General features: G+C 69.1%; 12 protein-coding genes. 8 read left to right on the top strand and 4 right to left on the bottom strand.

Annotation, left to right across the window (positions count from 1 at the left end):
• Nucleotides 1-12 precede the first annotated feature (12 nt).
• Entirely contained in the window at nucleotides 13-666 is a 654-nt protein-coding gene (locus EW117_RS19465) for a TetR/AcrR family transcriptional regulator (RefSeq protein WP_129788360.1), read from the bottom strand.
• Nucleotides 667-819: 153 nt separating this feature from the next.
• The gene (locus EW117_RS19460; RefSeq protein WP_129788359.1) at nucleotides 820-1,374 is read right to left on the bottom strand and encodes a small multidrug efflux protein; all 555 of its coding nucleotides are present in this window, start codon (nucleotides 1,372-1,374) and stop codon (nucleotides 820-822) included.
• Nucleotides 1,375-1,529: 155 nt separating this feature from the next.
• Here EW117_RS19460 and EW117_RS19455 point away from each other — a divergent pair, with 155 nt between their 5' ends.
• From EW117_RS19455 to EW117_RS19445, 3 genes are all read left to right on the top strand, one after another.
• Nucleotides 1,530-2,828 carry a sensor histidine kinase gene (locus tag EW117_RS19455; protein ID WP_129788358.1) on the top strand — a complete coding sequence of 433 codons (1,299 nt, stop codon included), beginning with the start codon at nucleotides 1,530-1,532 and terminating at the stop codon, nucleotides 2,826-2,828.
• Nucleotides 2,825-3,427, top strand: a complete 603-nt coding sequence (locus EW117_RS19450) for a response regulator transcription factor (RefSeq protein WP_129788357.1) — start codon at nucleotides 2,825-2,827, stop codon at nucleotides 3,425-3,427. Before EW117_RS19455 ends, EW117_RS19450 begins: the two co-directional genes overlap by 4 nt.
• Nucleotides 3,428-3,835: 408 nt before the next feature.
• Nucleotides 3,836-5,416: an alpha/beta hydrolase gene (locus EW117_RS19445; protein WP_242504391.1), complete on the top strand. Its 1,581-nt coding sequence runs from the start codon at nucleotides 3,836-3,838 to the stop codon at nucleotides 5,414-5,416.
• 413 nt (nucleotides 5,417-5,829) lie between these two features.
• On the opposite strand, the gene EW117_RS19440 is transcribed toward EW117_RS19445, so the two are convergent.
• On the bottom strand, nucleotides 5,830-9,465 hold the full coding sequence (locus EW117_RS19440; protein ID WP_129788356.1) for a glycosyl hydrolase 115 family protein: 3,636 nt from the start codon (nucleotides 9,463-9,465) through the stop codon (nucleotides 5,830-5,832).
• Nucleotides 9,466-9,755: 290 nt separating this feature from the next.
• On the opposite strand from EW117_RS19440, the gene EW117_RS19435 reads away from it, so the two are divergent.
• The 3 genes from EW117_RS19435 to EW117_RS19425 are packed head-to-tail and all read left to right on the top strand — an operon-like array spanning nucleotide 9,756 to nucleotide 12,926.
• On the top strand, nucleotides 9,756-10,667 hold the full coding sequence (locus tag EW117_RS19435; RefSeq protein WP_129788398.1) for a carbohydrate ABC transporter permease: 912 nt from the start codon (nucleotides 9,756-9,758) through the stop codon (nucleotides 10,665-10,667).
• Entirely contained in the window at nucleotides 10,657-11,568 is a 912-nt protein-coding gene (locus EW117_RS19430) for a carbohydrate ABC transporter permease (protein ID WP_129788355.1), read from the top strand. The genes EW117_RS19435 and EW117_RS19430 overlap by 11 nt, the downstream gene beginning before the upstream one ends.
• A gap of 20 nt (nucleotides 11,569-11,588) precedes the next feature.
• On the top strand, nucleotides 11,589-12,926 hold the full coding sequence (locus tag EW117_RS19425) for an ABC transporter substrate-binding protein (RefSeq protein ID WP_129788354.1): 1,338 nt from the start codon (nucleotides 11,589-11,591) through the stop codon (nucleotides 12,924-12,926).
• 76 nt (nucleotides 12,927-13,002) lie between these two features.
• Here the strand turns inward: EW117_RS19425 and EW117_RS19420 are convergent, their stop codons facing one another.
• Entirely contained in the window at nucleotides 13,003-14,079 is a 1,077-nt protein-coding gene (locus EW117_RS19420; protein ID WP_129788353.1) for a LacI family DNA-binding transcriptional regulator, read from the bottom strand.
• Between the two features lie 95 nt (nucleotides 14,080-14,174).
• Here EW117_RS19420 and EW117_RS19415 point away from each other — a divergent pair, with 95 nt between their 5' ends.
• A complete protein-coding gene (locus EW117_RS19415; RefSeq protein ID WP_242504390.1) occupies nucleotides 14,175-15,194 on the top strand; it encodes a LacI family DNA-binding transcriptional regulator in 1,020 nt (339 codons plus the stop codon).
• Nucleotides 15,195-15,461: 267 nt separating this feature from the next.
• Entirely contained in the window at nucleotides 15,462-19,268 is a 3,807-nt protein-coding gene (locus EW117_RS19410; RefSeq protein ID WP_165362780.1) for a GDSL-type esterase/lipase family protein, read from the top strand.
• The last annotated feature ends 70 nt before the right edge of the window (nucleotides 19,269-19,338 follow it).

Genomic DNA, 19,338 nt, shown 5'->3' with positions numbered 1-19,338 from the left:
TTTATTAGCGTACTACTTCATCGAATTTGCCCTGGGCGACTCGTCGGCGACGTCGTCCAGGTCCCCGCACAGCGCGAAGAGCAGCTCGCGCCGGAGCCAGTCCTGGCACGCGGGCCAGCCCCAGCCGAGCCCACGCAGCCGCAACCAGGACTCGGGGCTCAGGTAGTACATCAGGACGTCGGTCGCCCGGGCGGTCGTCATGCCACGGCGCAACGCGCCCACGGTGGCCAGCCGAGCCGCGATGAGACGGAACCGTTCGCGCAGTAACCGGTTCGTGCCGGCGAAGATCTCGCCGATCTCGGTGTCGGCCGCGTTGTTGACCAGCACGGCCATGAGGCGCCCGTGCCGCCGGACGACGTCTCCGGTGCTGCGTGCGGCCAGGCCGGCGATCTCGCCGCCGTCCGACGCCTTGGCGATGGCGGAGAGCGCTGAGCTGATGCGGTCGTCCTCCGCTGCGCGCTCGGTGAGCCCGCGCACCAAGGCGAGCTTGTTCCCGAAGGACGCGTAGACGGTGCCCTGCGCCACCCCGGCCTCCTGCGCGATCCGCGCGATGGTCACTCGCGGGTAGCCGTGCTCGGCGAAGAGCACCTCCGCGGCGTCCAGGATGGCGGCCCGGGTCGATGCGGCGGCCTGCTCTCGAACGGCAGAACGGTAGGTACGTGGCACGCACCCACTGTAGGTGTGCGGCTGCGGACGGCGGCATCCGCCTGGATGGTCGCGGTGGCGAGCCGGGTGGAGACCGACGGCTCGGGAGCGTTCAACGGACCGCGAGTCATGCCGACCAGTCGGGGCCCGCTGAGGACCGACTGCGGTGCCGGTTCATCGGACAGCCTGTATGACGCCGGTGATGACCAGGGCGGTGAGCGTGGTCCAGGCGATGATGGCGGCGGCCTGCCAGATCAGGATGCGGGCCTTGCCGACGCCGGAGGCGGCGAGCATGGTGGCGGTGAAGTGCGTGGGCAGGAGCAGCGGTCCGAGCAGGCTGACGCCGGGGACGCCGTACCGCTCGTAGGCACGCTGGAACTTCGCGCGGCGGACGGCGCTCCGGGAGCCGTCCGCCGCGGCCGGCGCGGTCATCAGGACGGTCTCGTCACCTGCCGGCCCTCCGGCCCGCGCGGCCGCCCTCGTCCGGTGCCGCGTGACGACGGCGTTGCGCGCACCGGAGCTGAGCAGCACGAGCGCGGCGACGACGAGGAAGTTGCCGGCCATCGCGGCGATCGCGGCGACGACCGGGTTGATTCCGCCGATGATGCCGATCGCGGCGCCGCCCTCGCCCTCGATGAAGGGGATGGCGCCGGCGACTGCGACGATGAGTGGCTGGACGAACTCGGGCACCTGCCCGAGGAGGTTCTGGAGGGTCTCGATAAGGTCCATGGTGTGCTCCTGCGGTTGTGGACGTCGGGGCGGTTCCCGGTCCTGACACCAGTCCACCGCTCGCGAGCCCTGCCCAGAAGTGCCGGCCTGTCACCGCCTTCCGGGGCCTTCGCACGCCGCATCCATGACATGTGTCATGCCCGTAGCCTGGGCGAATGAGCAGCCGGTCCGATCGCTCCGCCGTCGCCGCATCAGATATCGAGGCCCGTACCGCGCTGCGGCTGACCCGGAGCATCAGCGCGACCTGGTGGTACGTCGCGCTGGCGATCGTGGTCTCTCAGCTCATCATCGTGATCCTTCTGGTGGACACTCTCGTCGAGGGTGGATTCGGCCGCCTCACGTCCGCAGCCGTCGGCGTGGGCGGGCTGCTGTGGTGGCTCGCGACGCTGCCCCTGCTGCTCGACTACCGGCATCGCACCGTGGATGCGCCGCTGGTGGTCTGGCGGCGCCATCTCCCACCGCTCCTGCTTTCGGCGGCCTATGGGCTCGCGGCTGGGCTCGCCACCGGGGTGTGGGTGGTAGGTGTCCTGCCGCTGATCCAGGTGGCCATGCTGGTGAACTGGCCGCCTGGAGTCCGCTTGCGCGTTGTGCTGGCTGCGACCGCGCTGCTCGTCGCGCTCTGTGTGATCGACGTCCGCCTCACACTGGGGGAGGTTCCCGCCGCCAACTGGCCCCAGGTGCTCTTCTTGTCCGCCATCCTGCCGATCGTGACCGTCTCGTCGCTGTGGTGGTGGGACGTGCTCGTCACGCTCGACCGGGCCCGCGCCTCGGAGGCCAAGCTCGCGGCCACCCAGGAGCGCCTCCGCCTCGCCACCGACGTGCACGACCTGCAGGGGCACCACCTCCAGGTCATCGCCCTCCAGCTGGAGCTCGCCGAGCGGCTCATGCCCCGCGACCCGGACGCGGGCATGGAACAGCTGCGCGCCGCACGCGCCAGCGTGGACGACGCCCGGCAGGGCACCCGCGACCTGGCCACCCGCTTCCGCTCCGTCCCGCTGCGCGACGAGCTCGCCAACGCCGTCGACCTGCTGCGCGCGGCGGGCACCAGGGCCGAGGCCACGGTGGACCCCGACACCTCGCTCGCCCCGGCGTCCGCGCTCGGACCGGTAGTCCGCGAGACGACGACGAACGTGCTCCGGCACGGCGGCGGCCGGTGGGCACGCCTGTCCCTCACCCGCACGGACCGGTTCTGGCGCTACGAGATCTCCAACGACGTCGCCGTCGACGCCCCCGATATACGCGGGAGCGCGGGCGGTGCAGGCCTGGACGGGATCGCCCGGCGGGCGGCCGAGGTGGACGGCGACCTCGAGGTGCGCCGCGACGGCGAGACGTTCACCGTCGTCGTCACCGTCCCGGCCGACGACAACCCGACCGGAGACAACCCCACCGGTGACGATCCCGCCGGCGACAATCCGGCCGGGACGACCCCTGCCGAGGAAAGGACTGCTGGATGATCCGGGTGCTGCTCGCCGACGACGAGGGGATGATCCGGTCCGCGCTGGCCGCGCTGCTGCGCCTGGAACCGGATATCGAGGTCGTGGCCGAGTGCGCCGACGGCGCCGAAGCGGTCGCCGAGGCCCAGCGGCTGACGCCTGACGTCTGCCTGCTGGACCTCGAGATGCCGCACCTGGACGGCGTCCAGGTCGCCGAGAAGCTGAACCGCACCCTGGCGACCCGGTGCGTGATCGTCACCCGCCACGCCCGACCCGGCGTCCTGCGGCGGGCGCTGGCCTCGGGGGCCGCCGGATTCCTGCCCAAGTCCCGCGGGGCCGACGAGGTCGCCGCCGTCATCCGCCGCGTCGCGGCCGGCGGGCGGTACGTCGACCCCGAGGTCGCGGCCGACGCCCTGAGCGACGAACGCTCCCCACTGACCGACCGTGAGCTCGACGTCCTGCGTGCCGGCCGGCGCGGCGAGACGACGGGCCAGATCGCCCGGTCCCTGTCGCTGGCCCCCGGCACCGTGCGCAACCACATCTCCGCTGTGCTGGGAAAGCTCGCCGTCGACTCCCGCCAGCAGGCGGTGCTGCTCGCGGAGGAACGCGGCTGGATCTGACCTCCGCGAGGTCATGCCCAACGAGTGCCGCCACGTCGACCGGACGTCGAACAGCACTCGGTGGTGCACACCTACCTGGCCGGCGTGACACATGTCACGGGTCGGTACGACGAACCTCCTGGGCGCCGGTGACGGCTCGTCACTGGGCGACGCGCCGGACCCCGCGAAGACTGGTCGGACCGACCTCGGGGGCTGGTCGTCGCTCAGTATCGGCTGCTCCCGGAGTGAAGCCACTCTGTTGAAGGAAAGGCCATGATGCCAGAGCGCGCGAAGCTGTCCCATACCGATTACGGACCTGTCGTACCTGTACCGGACGCGTCCGGGGCCCGAGGCCCGAGACGGTGGCTGCCTCGAAGTGGTGCACGTCGCGGAATCGCGGTCACGCTGGCCGTGGGCCTGGTGGCCTCGGTGAGCGCTGCCGCCGGCGTGCCCGCCCTGGCCGACGACCAGTCCGCCACAACCGCCTCGGCGGCGGCAACGACCGCGATGACGACGACGGCGGTCAGGACCGCGCAGGCACCTACCCCCGCGCCGGCGGAGTGGGGTACCTGTCCCGCCGACGTGGTCGAGGACGCCTTCCCGTACGTGCTGGACTGCGCGACTGTGCAGGTGCCCCTGGACTACGCTGAGCCCGACGGCGAGCAGATCGACCTCATGATCTCGCGGATGGCCAGTACTGATCCGGAGAAGCGCCGCGGCATCCTGCTGCTGAACCCGGGCGGCCCGTCTGGCTCCGGGCTCACGCTGTCCACAGTGCTGGCGTCCAATGGGCTGCCCAAGAGCGTGCGGGACGCCTACGACATCATCGCGATGGACACCCGCGGTATCGGGCACTCGACGGCCGCGCGTTGCGGCTTCACCGCGGAGACCCCGCACTTCGGCAACCTCCCTCCCTACGCCGTGGACGAGGCTGCCGTCGAAGCGCAGGCGAAGGTCGTCAAGGGCATCGCCGAGCAGTGCGCCGCGTCGCCCGACGCCGAGCTGCTACAGCACCTGAATACGCCCAACACGGCGCGCGACCTAGACCAGATCCGGGCAGCGCTGGGCGAGGAGAAGGCGAACTACCTGGGCTACTCCTACGGTAGTGGACTGGGCGCCACCTACGATGCGATGTTCCCCGACCGGGCCGACCGCGTCGTGCTGGACAGCAACATCGGTGACACGCACCTGAACCAGGATGTGCTCCGCTTGTGGGGTCCGGGCATGGAGGAGACATTCCCTGACTTCGCGAAGTGGGCAGCCAAGCGGCACGGCAGCTACGGGCTGGGTCGCACCCCGGCCCAGGTGCGTGCCACCTACTTCGAGCTGGCCGAGCGGCTCGACGAGCAACCGATGGCCGGGGTAGACGGCGTGATCTTTCGGATGGCTAACTTCGGGTACCTCTACAGCCCGGTCCAGTATCCCAAGATCGCCGAGATCTGGGAGTTGGTCTTGGCTGACGACGTGGCCGGGGTCGTGAAGCAGTTGGCCGCTGACGCGCCGGTCCGTCCGTTGGTGGGTGCCCCGGCCGGGAGCGCCGTGGACGAGTCCGACCCCTCGGCCGGCGCCGAGGAGCCGTGGGAGTCCGACAACGCGCTGACGGTGTTCCTCTCGGTGAGCTGCAACGACGCCGAGTGGCCCACGGACGTGCAGCACTACAAGGACACCGCAGCCGAGGATCGGGCGAAGTACCCGATGTTCGGCGCCGCGGGGGCCAACATCACGCCGTGTGCGTACTGGCCGTACGAGCCCGTCGAGCAGGCGGAGATCTCGCAGGAGGGCAAGCGGAACATCCTGATTGTGCAGAACGAGCGGGACCCGGCTACGCCTCTGCGCGGCGGTCAGCTCGCCAGGGAGAGGTTCGGTGACCGGTCGCGTCTGGTGACTGTCGACCAGAGTGGGCACGGCGCCTACGTGCTGCACGACAACCCCTGCGCCCTGGAGACCACCACGAAGTTCCTGGTGGACGGCACCCTTCCGAAGCGTGACGTGTTCTGCCGGGCAGGCTGATGCCATGGGCGGTACGAGGGACCGCTTGTCGAAGTACGGATTCCGCAGCTCGACGACCGGTCCCTCATACCGTCTACGGTTGGATCGAACCGCTGGAGCTCCTGAGCCCGCTCGCACGGTCTCCTGCGTCGTCGCTTCGTACTCGACCCCGCCAGAAACCCGACGGATTCAGCCGTCACTGACCGTCACCACTGGACTACGCTCGCACTCACAAGGGTGACTTCCCACCCCGCATCCATTGTGGGCCAGAGTCATCGGTGACAGACGTATGTGGCCGGCACCTGCAAAAACGGCATTCAGCGGTATGGCGGAAGGGTCGGCGTCCACGGATCCGAGGGGCCCGTCGTGCGCGTTAATTGCGCGCCGGCCTAGGGTGACCTGGTCGACGAGGCCATGAACGCCGTCGCACCGCTCTAACCGTGCCGCGACACCCGCCGGCTCGGTCGCCAGGCCGCGTCTGCCGGCGGGAGCTCGGTCCCGGTGGTGAGATACAGGCGGTCCACGCGGAGGCCGGACTTGCGCGCGAGGACGGACAGCGTGTGCCGGCCGGCCGGTAGGTGCAGGTCGGACAGGAGTGTCCAGAACCAGATCTCCTGTGTGCCGTAGCTGTACAGGTCACCACCGGAGAACTGCTTCTCGGCCGGCTGGACGGTGCCGTCCAGGGCGAGCACGCACGCGTCGTCGTCGCGAGCGCTGAACTTCACCAGCAACCACACGTGGAAGTTTCCGGCCGCGGAGACGTCGATCGCGTAGTGGAGGCCGGGAGCGTGCGCCGGGTCGTCCCAGCGCAGCCCTCGCCGGGCCACGTGCATGGCGAGCCCGGAGCCGCCGTCGGTCTCTGCCTGCGTGTGGGTCCACGCCACGGCCGGTTCGCCGATGCTGGGTGTCGACCAGGCCGCAGAGGTCTGAGCGAGGGCGTACTCGGCCTCCAGTGCGATGACGCCGCCGGACTCGAGGGTCACGCCCGAGCCGAGCGCGGCGAGGACGTCCTTCCGGCCGTCGGGGCCGGTCCGGTGTCGTGGTTCGGCCAGAACGGTCTGTGGGACGGCGACGTTGGGCTTGAACGTCGTCGTGGTGTCCCAGAATCCCGGGCCGGTGTAGACGACGGGCGGGAGGGGGACCTCGCGTGGGTCGGTCCGGTAGATCTCGCGGGCGACGTCGTCGAGCTGGGAGACGTCGGTGCTGATCGCCGGGTCCGGTGTGTCGTGCAGGGGGCGGCCCGTGTGGTGGCTGAAGGAAGGGCCGAGGTTCGTGTCCTGACGAGCGGCGGTGTACACGACGACCTTCGACAGGGCGACGTGCCGGTCGAGTGCGTGCAGCCGCAGGACGTGCGGTCCGGCGGCGAGGTACGGCAGGCGGGCTACGAGACGCTCGACGTTGTCGAGCACTGCCGTCGTCCAGGCACCCCGGAACTCGTCGGTGGTGGGGGACTCGACGACGAACGGGGGAGCGTCGTCGACACTGACACCGACACGCAGGCGTCCGGTGGAGTCCAGCGTCGGCAGGCGGTGCAGCTCGAGCAGGTGCGCGCCCGGAGTGGTCAGGTGCAGGCCGAAGGTCAGGACCGCGTCGTCCGGGCCCGGGGCGTCGGGTGCGACGTCGGACCGGCGAACCTCGGTCAGGCTGTTCCCGTACCGTCCGAGGCCCGGGACGGTATGCCAGGAGGAGGCCACGCCGTCGTGGCGGGTGTCCGGGTGCGCGGGGTCGATCGTGACGTGACCGTCGGCCTCGACCACTCCCACGAAACCGGCATCGAGGCGGGGCGCCTCGGCGACGCGGACCTCGACGACGACGGCGGCGCCGTCGTCCCCGGTCACGGTCAGGGTCCCGGACGAGCCGGCGCGGGCCGGCGCGCCGGTGACCCGGACCTGGACGCGGATCTCGCTGTCGACCGTTCCGGACGTGGCCGAGACCTCGATCCAGTCGTCGGCCTCGATGGTGAACGACATTCCGGGCGCGCCCGTCGTGAACACCTCGATCCACTTGGTCGCCACGCCGTGCGGCCAGAACGTCAGTGCGGGCCGGGCGCCGGGAGCGCCGACCGTCGCCGCGTCGTACGTGACCACGCCGAGACCCGGAGCGCCGATCCGCAGGGCCGGCGTCCCCGCCGGGTACATGGCCATGACGGGCGGAGGGAACTCCTCGGGAGTGAAGACATGGCACCAGCGACCACCGGCCAGGACGGTGTCGTAGTAGTGCAGGAGCGCGCGCTTGTGCGCGTCGAAGGTGCGTGACAGCTCCAGGTGGTGGTCGGCCGCGGCCGGCTTCCCCTGCCGGTGGGCGAGCGTGCTGCGGTCGGCGTGCAGGAACTGCCCGGCGACGAGGTACGCCAGGTGGACCTTGACCGCGACCAGCTCGATGAACGCCTCCCGCTCGTCGTCGGGCAGCTCGCGCAGGATCTCGTTCGTCTCCCGGTACAGGCGGTGCAGCTCGGCGAGGCGGCGGGACGCTTCGTCGCCGTATCCCGTCTGGGCGAACACGCCCGACGCGAGGTGCTCGAGCTTGCGCTGGTTGTTGAGCTGGTAGTACGTGGCGTAGAGCTGGCCCACCTGCTTGCCGTGCCCGCCGGAGAACGTCTTGTCGGCCCACTGCTCGACGAACTGGGTCGCGTCGGCCGTGGTGGTCTCCTTGCCTGCCTCCCAGCCGCAGCGGAGGAAGAACTCGGTCTCGATCTCCAGCGGCTTGAGCCCGCCGACGTTGTCGACCCAGAGGCGCCGGATGCCGTGGTCCCACGCCTTGGTCAGCTCGTTGCGGACGAGGGCCAGCGGCGTCGAGGACGTGGCGAGGTAGGAGCGCGGAGGCTCTGACCAGTACGACGAGTGGTAGTACAGGCCGTGCCCGCCCGGGCGGTCGAGCTCGGCCTCGGTGGGGTACCGGCGCACGTACCCGAAGTTGTCGTTGGCCCACACGATGGTGACGTCCTCGGGCACCCGAAGGCCGGCGTCGTACAGGGGGAGGACCTCCTTGTACGGGATGAAGATCTGCAGGGCGTTCTGCGCGCGCTCGCCGAGCTGCTCGGCCAGGATGCCGCGCTGGTCGCCGATGACCCGGCCCAGGAGGGCGACCCGGGCGCGGTGCTTCTCGGCGTCGGACATGTGCTCGTCAGCGTCGATCGCCGAGGTCTTGAACCCGTAGTCGTGGATGCCGCGCATGCCGACCGTCCAGGAGACCTCGTAGCCGCTGTTCTGGCGTACGGAGCCCCGCCAGTACTCCTGGAGCATCTCCCGGTTGCGGCCCGGGACGGAGTAGTCGTAGTCGACGGGCGCGTCCTGGGCGGCTACCCATGGCCCGAACTCCTTTTCGTTGCTGCGCAGCAGCATGTCGCAGTGGCTCGTGCCGACGACCACGCCCATCTCCTGCGCGAGAGCGCCGTTCGCCGGGTCGTGGTTGAAGGCGCCCACGTGCATCGCGGGCCAGATGTAGTTGCCCTTGAGCCGCAGGATCAGCTCGAAGACGCGCTCGTACGTCTCCGGCCCGATCGTGTCGTCACCGGTGTGGGCCATGGCCCACTTCTCGAGCTCCTCCTCGTCGTTGAGGAAGATGCCCCGGTACGCGACTCCCGGCCAGTCCGCGACGCGCGTCCCTGCCGCGACCGTGACGCGCTCGCGCCGGCGCACCGGCACGTCGCCCCACCAGTACCAGGGCGAGACGCCGATCTCCTCGCACAGGTCGTAGACGCCGAAGACGGTGCCGCGCCGGTCGGCACCGGCGACGTACAGGGTGTCTCCGACGGCGGCGATCACGAAACCCTCCCAGCGGAGCCCGCCGTCGGCGGTGCGCAGCGGGGTGACGTCGAGGGAGCCGTCCCTGACCGCAGCGTCCACCAGCGGTGAGATGCCGACGGTGCCGACGACGATGTTCGCCCCGGCGCGCTCGGGCGAGGCCGTTGCCGTGCGGCCGGTCACCGTCCCGAGGTCACGCACGAGGTCGCTGACGGCGTGTCGGACGGCCGCCGGCTCGGACTCGGCGACGGCGACGCGCGCCGTCGTGCCCGGCCCGGCGAGGACCAGCCCGTCCTCGTGCTCGCCCAGGATGAAACCCCTGCTCATGGCACCTCCGTTGGTATCCGAACTCGGTTCCGGGGCCACCAGGGGCGGTGGAACCGTTACCGGATCGTGTCGTGTACAGATGTCGCTAGAACCACCGGCGACTCAACTTCGAAATGCGCTGTGAACTGCAGAAATACTGCCCCTGAGCCAGGCCGTCCGCCGACTGTTGACAAGCATATGGAACCGTTGTCATCATTGCAACGAGCTGCGCTGGAACGGACCACGCGGCAGGCGGTCACAGGTCCTCGAAGGGGAGGTGCAAGGCCGTGAGCCTGGCTGAATTGCAACGGATGACCCGGGGGCGCGGTGAGCCTCGGGTCAAACAGGAGACGCCGGACAACAAGGCGGCGCTGGCCTTCCTCGGCCCGTGGCTGGTGGGCGTGGTCGCACTGACGATCGGTCCGATGGCCGCGTCGCTGTACCTGGCCTTCACCGACTACAACCTGTTGGAGGACCCGAGGTGGGTGGGACTCGCCAACTTCACCCGGATGTTGGGTGACGAGCGGCTGCACAAGTCGCTGGAGGTGACGTTCACCTATGTGCTGTTCGGCGTCCCGGGCCAGCTCATCGTCGCCCTGGGCCTGGCGGTCCTGCTGGATCGCGGGATGCGCGGGCTGACGTTCTATCGTTCGGCGTTCTACCTGCCCTCGCTGCTGGGGTCCAGTGTGGCCATCGCGGTGCTGTGGCGGCTGATCTTCGGCGGCACGGGGCTGTTCAACAGCCTCCTGGGCGCGATCGGGATCCCGTCGAGCACCAGCTGGATCGCCGACCCGGACACGGCGCTGGCGACGATCGTCCTGCTGCACGTGTGGACGTTCGGGTCGCCGATGGTGATCTTCCTGGCGGGCCTGAGGCAGATCCCGCGTGAGTACTACGAGGCGGCCTCGACCGACGGCGCCGGCCCATGGAAACAGTTCCGGTCCATCACTCTTCCTCTGCTGACGCCGATCATCTTCTTCAACCTGGTCCTGGCGGTCATCAACTCGTTCCAGGCGTTCACGCAGGCGTTCGTGGTCTCCGGAGGCAGGGGCGGGCCGAGCGACTCGACCCTCTTCTACACGCTGTACCTCTACCAGGAGGGCTTCGGCGCCTTTCGGATGGGGTACGCCTCCGCGCTGGCCTGGCTGCTGGTGGTCATCATCGGCGCCTTCACGCTGATCAACTTCTGGGCTTCGAGGTACTGGGTGCACTATGACGACTGACCTGCTCGCCGAATCGCCCGCGGTCCCCGGCAGCCGCACTCCCCAGAGGATCCGGCCCTCCGCGCCCAGCCCGTGGTCCCGCGTCGGCAGGGCGCTCCGGCACGTGCTGCTGCTCAGCGTGGTCGCGGTCGCGCTGTATCCGGTGCTGTGGATGATCGTCAGCTCGCTACGGCCGGACGGAGCCATCTTCGGCAATCCCTCGCTGGTGCTGAACACCTTCGAGATCGCGAACTACACCCGGGGCTGGGACGCGCTGGGGGCGCCGTTCAGCACGTATCTGCTCAACTCGGCGATCGTGGTCGCCGGCGCGATCATCGGCAACCTCATCACCTGCTCCATGGCGGCGTACGCGTTCGCGCGACTGCGGTTCCGGTTCAAGAAGCAGGCCTTCGCGGTGATGCTGCTGATGATCATGCTGCCCGTCCACGTCGTGATCGTGCCGCAGTACGTGATCTGGGCCCAGGCCGGTCTCGTGAATACCTTCTGGCCGCTGATCATCCCGAAGTTCCTGGCCACCGACGGCTTCTTCGTCTTCCTTATGGTCCAGTTCATCCGTGGCCTGCCGCGGGAGCTGGACGAGGCCGCCCGCCTCGACGGGGCAGGTCACGCCCGGATCTTCTGCCAGATCCTGCTGCCGCTGATGGCGCCGGCTCTGGCGACCACCGCGATCTTCACCTTCATCTGGACCTGGAACGACTTCTTCGGCCAGCTCATCTACCTCACCGACCCGAATCTCTACACGGTGCCGGTGGCGCTGCGCTCGTTCATCGATGCGCAGTCCCAGTCCTCCTACGGCTCGATGTTCGCCATGAGCGTCGTGTCCATCATCCCGTTGCTGGTCGCGTTCACGGTCGGGCAGAAGTACCTGATCCGGGGCATCGCGACCACCGGCGGCAAGTGAACAACCAGAGAGAAGGAACAATGCGTCTGACAACGTCGTCCGCACGCCGCACCGCGGCCGCTGCGGCCAGCATCGTGGTCCTGGCCGGGCTGACCGCCTGCGGCACGGGGAGCGCCCCAGGGGCCGGAAGCGATGGCGCGGCCCCCGAGCTCAGCGAGGAAGAGGTGACGCTCCGTGCCACCTGGTGGGGCGGCGACTCCCGCCACCCCCTGACCCAGAAGGCGATCGACGCCTTCGAGGAGAAGTACCCGAACATCGATGTGGTCGGTGAGTTCGCCGACTGGGGCGGGTACTGGGACAAGCTCGCGACGCAGACGGCGGGCGGAAACGCCCCGGACATCATGCAGATGGACGAGCTCTACCTCGCCTCCTACGCGGACCGCGGCGCCCTGTACGACCTCGAGCGGACGGCGCAGCTCGACACCTCCGGCCTGGACCCGAAGGTCCTGGACCTCGGGCGCTCGGAGGGCACGCTCTACGGGATGCCGATCAGCACCACCGCGTTCGGCATCCTGGCCAACCAGGACCTGCTGGACGAGCTCGGGCTGGAGCTCCCCGACACCAGCACGTGGACCTGGGAGGACCTCAGCGACTTCGCGACCGAGGTCAGCGAGAAGAGCGGGGGCGAGGTCGTCGGCATCTCCGCGTTGAACAACGGGTACTCGCTCCAGCTCTGGGCGCGCCAGCACGGCGAGGCACTGTTCAGCGACGGCAGTGTGTCGATCTCTCCCGAGACGCTCGCGGCGTACTTCCAGCAGGCTCTCGACTGGACGGCGTCGGGTGCGGCCGCGCCGGCGTCGCACCAGGCGGAGATGGCCGGGGTCGGGCTCGACCAGACCGACTTCTCGACCGGTAAGCAGGCCCTGGCGTTCAGCCAGATCACTCAGATCCCGGCGTACGAGGCCGCGACCGGCGGCGCCACGCTCGAGCCCGTGAAGATCCCGAGCGAGGACGCGAACGAGGCGAAGTACTCCTACCTCAAGCCGGGCATGTACTGGTCGGTCTCCTCGACGAGCGAGCACCCGGCCGAGGCGGCGCTGTTCGTCGACTTCATGGTGAACGACCCCGAGGTCGGAGGGATCCTCGGCACGGACCGCGGCATCCCGTCGAACGGCGCCGTCCGCGACTCGATCCTGGACGGTCTCGCGCCCGGCGAGAAGAGTGCCGCTGACTTCGTCGCGGCGGAGGAGGCGTACATCGGCGAGGCACCCGAGATCACGCCGAACGGCGCGAGCGAGCTCGACACGCTCATCGCTCGCTACCTGCAGGACGTGCTGTTCGAGTCGCAGACGCCGCAGGAAGCGGCCGAGGCGTTCATCGCCGAGCTCGACGGGTCGATCCAGTCGGCCAACCAGTAGCCGATGGCTCCTCCCACGCCGCTGAGTGCTGGACATTCGCCCTCTCCCGAGCCAGAAGAGGGCGAATGTCCAGCACTCAACGGTGTGGGCGGGGCGGGGTGCTGCCCCGGACGACGACCCGGGCCTCGAAGACGATCAGGCGGCGCCGGGCGTCCGGTGGCTGGAGCGCGAGGTCGACCGCTGTGCGGCCGATCGGTTCGAGCGAGAGGTTGACGCTGGTCAGGCCCGGCGTCACGTCGTCGGCGTCGACCACGTCGTCGAATCCCGCGACGCCGATCTCCTGCCCGAGCACCAGGCCCGCCTCGCGGACCGCGCTCATCGCACCGAGCGCCATCGCGTCCGTCGCCGCCAGGAGGGCATCGACCTGCGGACGGCCGCTCCGGAGGTAACCGGCCGCGGCGGAGCGGCCGCCCTCGCGGGACATGGGGACGCGCACCATGCTCGCCTGGTCGAGGCGCACCTCGTGCTCGCGCGCGCCCTCGAGGACACCGGCCTCCCACTCGCGCACGCCGGTGGAGTCCACGTCGGGCGTGATCAGGGCGATCGACCGGTAGCCGAGCCCGGCGAGCGTGGCGACGAGCTTGCGCGCCCCCTCGCGTCGCGGCACGGCGGCGGTGTCGAAAGGCAGCTCGTCGTCGCCGGCGACGACGATCCGGCCGCCGTCCTGCTCGTATCGCTCCAGCTCGCGGAGCAGGGCGACCCGTGACGAGGCCGAGCCACTGCGCATCCCCGTCAGCACCAGGGCCCGCGGCCGCTGGCTCCGGAGCATCTGAACGACACGCACCTCGTCGTCGATGACGTGCTCGGTTCCCGTGATCGTCACCATCAGCCCCGAGGGCCGGGCCTGCTGGATCGCCCCGTGGACGAGCTCCGCGTTGTACGGGTCGCGGATGTCCGAGACGAGCATCGCGATCGTCGGCGTCGAGCCCGTCGTCGTGGCCCTGGCCGAGGCGTTCGGGCGATACCCGAGCTGCTGGGCCGCGTCCTTGACCCTCTGCCGTACGTCCGCCGCCACGTAACGCGAGTCCGGGTCCAGGGCGCGCGAGGCCGTGGCGAGCCCGACGCCGGCCTCGCGGGCGACGTCCCGCAGGGTGACCGGAAGCCGGACGGCAGAGGGGCGCACACCGGTGTCGCTCGTGGCATCTGTCGGCACCGGGCCATTGTCCCATTCGAACGGGTTGGTGTGGTGCCGGATGGGATACTTGGCGCTGTGCGGCCGATGGGCGGCCGAGGAAACGGAGGCCGAGCGTGGCAGTTGCCCGTCAGCGGAGCGGGTCCGCGACGCTGCGCGACGTCGCCGAGGTCGCGGGCGTCTCGCCGTCGACCGCTTCCCGGGTCCTGAACGGCGGCGCGGCGTCCGTGAGCGACGAGCTCGCCGTGCGTGTGCTCGCCGTCGCCGACGCCCTGGGCTACGTGCGCAACCAGGCCGCCCGGGCGCTGCGCGGGCGACGATCCGGTGTCGTGCTGATCGTCACGGACCCCCGCACGGCGTCGGTCGCCGCGTTGGCCGCCGGCATGGAGGAAGCCGGCCGGGCGAGCGGGGTCGCGGTCAGCGTCACCGCTGTCGGCTCCGGCGCGGACGCCCACCTCGAGGCGCTGCGGATCCTGCGTGGTCTGCGCCCGCTCGCGCTCGTCGTCACGAGCGCGAGCTTCGCCGGCACGGACAGCGAGCGGGTCCTCGCCGAGCTCGAGCTCATCCGCGCGGAAGGGGCCAACGTCGTCTTCGTCGGCGAGCACGACTACGACTACCCTTCCGTCCGGTTCGACGACGTGACGATCGGCCGGGTGGTGGCCGATCACATGGCGACGCTCGGCCGGGCACGCCCGGCCGTGCTGACCACCACGCATCACCCCGCGCTCGAGAGCCGCACCCAGGGGTTCGTCGAAGGTCTGGTCGCGCACGGGTACGACGCCGCCGCGATCGCCGTGGAGATCGCGGAGGTCTCCCGGGAAGGCGGGCGGAGCGCCACCGCCCGGCTCCTGGCGCGTGACGAGCGGCCGGACCTCGTCCTCGCCGGCAACGACGTCCTGGCCATCGGCGCGCTGCATGCGCTGAGCTCGGCCGGCCTGCGCGTTCCCGAGGACGTGGCGGTCTCCGGCGTCGACGACATCCCCATCGCTCAGGACGTCACGCCGTCCCTGACGACCGTGTCGCTGCCGTTCGTCGAAGCGGGGCGTGCGGCGCTCACCCTCGCCCTCGACCCGGCTGCCACGGATGACGTCCATCTCCGCGCCACTCTTGTCGTGCGCTCCAGCACAGCTCGGTAGTACGGCGCAGCGCTGAAAGTCACGGCGATCCGTCCCCGGCGGCGGCAGCCATGGCCGTCGGCAACGTGTGGAACCGTTATCGCATTGGTCGTTCCAACGATGCGGCAAACGCTAGAGAACTGCCAGATATGCCTGCTCCTATGGCTTGTGGCCAAGGGCGACCGGGTCTTGACCCGACTCTGGAACCGTTGGCAGACTGTGCGACGCTGCGCCCAGCGGCGGCCGCTGGCGAGGAAGCAGCAGGAGAAGTGCAAAGGAGCACCGATGATGAGCCAACGCCGACGCTGGCTAGCAGGGCTGGCCGGGACCGCGATAGGAGTCAGCGGGATCGTGAGCGGGACACCGATCCCCACGAGCGCTGCCACGGGGGAGGAACCAGTGCACGCACCAGTCTCACGCCTCGCGACCGGGACCTACGAGCGGGACGAGGCACTCGAGGTCGATGGCAAGCCGTTCTTCTTCAACGGTGTCCAGCTTCGCGTGGACAAGAATGGTGCTGTCTTCGGCCCCGAGTACGCCTACAACAGCGAGAAGACCCGGTCCCTCTACAAGTCCGCCAGCGACCTGGGCTTCACCACGATCAACGTCCAGGTTCCCTGGTTGTTCGTCCAGCCTGACGAGTCGGTGCCCGCCTCGGACGCCGCGTACGTCGTCAAGGGCAGCCCGGGCGAGACGTTCTCCGGCGGGAACATCCGGACTGCCTTCGACTCCGCGGACGAGGCCAACCAGTCGCTCGCGCTGCTGAAGTTCACGATCCCGAGCGACTACGACTACGAGCTGACCGCCTCCAAGGTGCGGATCTACGTCGACAACGAAGGCAACCCTCAGGGCGATGGCGCGGACCTGTTCCGAAGCCATGACCTCAAGGTCTACGGCCTCGCCGACGACTGGGACGACTCAGATGTCACGTGGGACTCGCTCGGTGTCACGGACTACGACGGCCAGAACCTGGCGATCGACGGTGTGGAACAGACCCCGCTCGACGTCACGCCGTCGTGGGACCGCATCAAGAAGGCGAACTATTACGACCTCGACGTCACGGACTTCGTGAAGGCGCAGTACGAGGGCGACGGCGACCGGACCGTCAGCGTGCTGCTCCAGTCCGCCACGCCGCTCGACGCCGAGTCCGAGGTGCCGATCTCGATCGACGGCCTCGCGGGCACCTATCCGCCGCAGCTCGTGCTGTCCAGCGCGGACGAGCGCAACTTCGACTGGAGCTACCTCGACGAGGCCATGCGCAACGCGTCGAACAACAACCTCAAGTTCGAGATCATGTGGTTCGGCGGCGACACGACGTCGAACTCCATGGACAACCGCATTCCTTACTACGTCTTCCAGTCCGTGGCCAAGACCATGAGCACGCCGTCGTGCGCGAGCGAGCCTGTGTTCCGGGCCGAGATGACGGAGCTGAAGAAGGCCAGGCTCAACGCCTGCGACCCCAACCATCCCGCGGGCGCACCGCTGTTCAAGAAGCGGACCGCCCAGACGTCCCAGATGTACGGCGTCTACGACTACCTGCTGGACAAGACCGACCCGAAGCTGATGGAGCTCGAGGCCGCGGCACTCGCGAAGGTGATGGACCATGTCGCCGAGTGGGAGGCCAACGAGAACAACGGCAAGCACACCACGGTCGGTGTCCAGGTCTCGAACGAGTCCATGACCCTCAGCATGGAGGGCAGCGGTTCCATCAACGGCACGTCGATCGACGTGAGCCAGAGCGACATGGCTCTGGAGGCGTGGAAGGACTTCAAGGGGTTCACGACGGAGTCGACGGCGAACAACGGCGCCGACACGTTCAAGGAGTTCAACCGCCACGTGCTGTGGAACTACTACAACGAGCTGAGCAAGGTCGTGAAGGAGTCCGACTACTCTGTCTGGACCCGGGCCAACGATGCTCTGCGTGGCTACAGCGCCGTGGAGTACAACCAGAAGGTCCAGGAGACAGGCGGCACGTCGTACCTCGACTTCATCGGAGTCGACCCCTACAGTGCCAGCCGGGCCAACCAGTACGCCTTCGGGCACTCAAAGGTGTGGAACGGAGTCGACTACTCCTACGGCCACAACCTTCCCATGATCATGGAGATCGGGGCTGAGGACGGGCAGTACGCCGTCCCCTACGGGCTGCTCTCCACCCTGTCCGGCGGTGGCTACTACAACATCTACGAGCTGTGCGGGGCCGACGAGCACGGCGTCTTCAACTCGCCGGCCACCAAGTACGGTGTGGGCGACTGCACCTACGACGGGCCCTTCTTCGACGCGTCGGGATCGAGAGACACCTCCGCGGCGAACCGGCTCAAGATCGACTATCTGACCGGCGTCAACACGATGCTCAAGAAGATCGGCCACGATGTCGCGACCAAGCGCCCGAATGGCCTGTCAGGTAAGAAGCTGGTCTATATGAACGAGCGCCAGGGAGCCGGAAGCGGCCGCGACGTGACGGCGCAGCTGCGCTCGATGGACGTGACGTTCCGATCCCACCCCCTGACGATCGGCACATGGAGCGCCGAGACCGCCGGCATCGCGATCGAGCGCAGCGCGACCCAGTTCGCCTTCGCGAACGCGGGCGCTCAGGCAACCACCTTCACGCTCTCCGACATGGCCGGCGAGATCGCCTCTGCCCAGGTCGGCAGCTATGACGATCCCTCCAACGACGTCACCGACAACGAGTGGACCAGAGAGTCGGACGCGACCGTCACCACGAGCGGGACGGACGCGGTCGTGACCGTGCCGGCCTTCGGCGTAGTGCGGGTCGTTACCAGAGGTCCGGTACCGCCGGCGACCAAGCTGATCGACGAAGACTTCGGGACCGCCGCGGCGGCACCCGCCTTCGGCTTCAGCCGGGACGCGAGGGTCTCCGACGGCGAGCTCAAGCTCAACAACAACCTGGGCAACGAGACCACCGCCGTCAAGCTGTTCGGGCCGGAGGTCTCCGGGCAGTCGGCCGTCGACCTGACCTTCGACTGGACGTACCGGGGAGACAGAAACTCGAAGGGCGGCATAGAGTTCCGCGACCCGTACGGGCGGCTCGTGTTCGCGGTCATGGGGTCGACCAAGACGACCGGCGACAACCAGCTGCGGTACTCCACGTCCGGGACCGACGCCGACTCGAGCCATGCCAAGTTCGGGGTGGAGCCGACCTGGACCGCTCGGCCGATCACGGTGGGTAAAACCTACACGGTGCGGTTTCAAGCCGACTTCGCGAACAAGACCATCAGCTACCAGATTCTCGACGGCACGAACGTGCTGGTGGAGAACGCGAACAAGCCCATGACGGCGACGGGCCTGGACCGAATGGTGGCCACGAGCGCGTACAAGGAGAACAGCAACGCACAGTCCGTCGACAACGTGCTGCTGACGGTCGCTGGTGACGCACCGTCCCCGATGCTGGCGGGCAAGACCGTCTACGCGTTCGGGGACAGCATCGTCGCCGGGCACCGGTACCCCACAGGCAGCTTCATCGACTTCGTGGCGAGGCAGGAAGGCCTGACACTGGTGAAGAAGGCGGTCAACGGCGCAACCGTCCTCCCCTCCTCGAACACGATCGTCAACCAGCTGGCGAGCGCTCCGGCGGGGCAACCCCACTACATCGTCTTCGACGGCGGCACCAACGACGCCTACCCCGCGACTCTCGACAAGCTCGGGGCCATCAGCGACGGCTTCGACAGCGAGCTCGATGTCAGCACCTTCGCGGGTGCCTTCGAGAACTTGATCGCGCGGATGAAGGAGAAGTACCCCGAAGCCGACATCGTCTACACGGCCGTCCACCGGCTGGGCGCTCGTGACAGCGAGACACAGGAGGCGCTTCGCGAGATCGAGCTGGCGGCCTGCGCGAAGTGGGGAGTCACCGTCGCCGACGTCTATTCCACCAAGCTGGACACCACTGACGTGACGAAGCGGGTCAAGTACTCCTTCGACTCCCTGCAGGCGAGCGGGCTGCCGGGCACGGCGGACACCACCGGGTCATGGGAAGTGGACGGAGTCCTGCGCCCCACGGGCACCCACCCGAACTTCCCTGCCATCGAGGAGTTCTACGCACCCGTCGTTGCGAACACCCTGCGCGACACCCAGGACTGACCGCAGGCTGACGTGCAGCTGGGGATGTGCGGCCCGCCTCAGGCGGGCCGCACATCCCCAGCCTCATTCT

It is taken from the genome of Promicromonospora panici, from assembly GCF_900608595.1.
GTDB lineage: Bacteria > Actinomycetota > Actinomycetes > Actinomycetales > Cellulomonadaceae > Promicromonospora > Promicromonospora panici.
Note: the sequence above shows the minus strand (reverse complement) of the source record. Positions and strands in the feature narration are given on the sequence as shown.

Excerpts from the sequence above, each read along its gene's own strand:
- EW117_RS19460 (WP_129788359.1), bottom strand. The coding sequence starts at position 1,374 with ATGGACCTTATCGAGACCCTCCAGAACCTCCTCGGGCAGGTGCCCGAG.
- EW117_RS19455 (WP_129788358.1), top strand. The coding sequence starts at position 1,530 with ATGAGCAGCCGGTCCGATCGCTCCGCCGTCGCCGCATCAGATATCGAG.
- EW117_RS19450 (WP_129788357.1), top strand. The coding sequence starts at position 2,825 with ATGATCCGGGTGCTGCTCGCCGACGACGAGGGGATGATCCGGTCCGCG.
- EW117_RS19440 (WP_129788356.1), bottom strand. The coding sequence starts at position 9,465 with ATGAGCAGGGGTTTCATCCTGGGCGAGCACGAGGACGGGCTGGTCCTC.
- EW117_RS19435 (WP_129788398.1), top strand. The coding sequence starts at position 9,756 with ATGACCCGGGGGCGCGGTGAGCCTCGGGTCAAACAGGAGACGCCGGAC.
- EW117_RS19430 (WP_129788355.1), top strand. The coding sequence starts at position 10,657 with ATGACGACTGACCTGCTCGCCGAATCGCCCGCGGTCCCCGGCAGCCGC.
- EW117_RS19425 (WP_129788354.1), top strand. The coding sequence starts at position 11,589 with ATGCGTCTGACAACGTCGTCCGCACGCCGCACCGCGGCCGCTGCGGCC.
- EW117_RS19410 (WP_165362780.1), top strand. The coding sequence starts at position 15,462 with ATGAGCCAACGCCGACGCTGGCTAGCAGGGCTGGCCGGGACCGCGATA.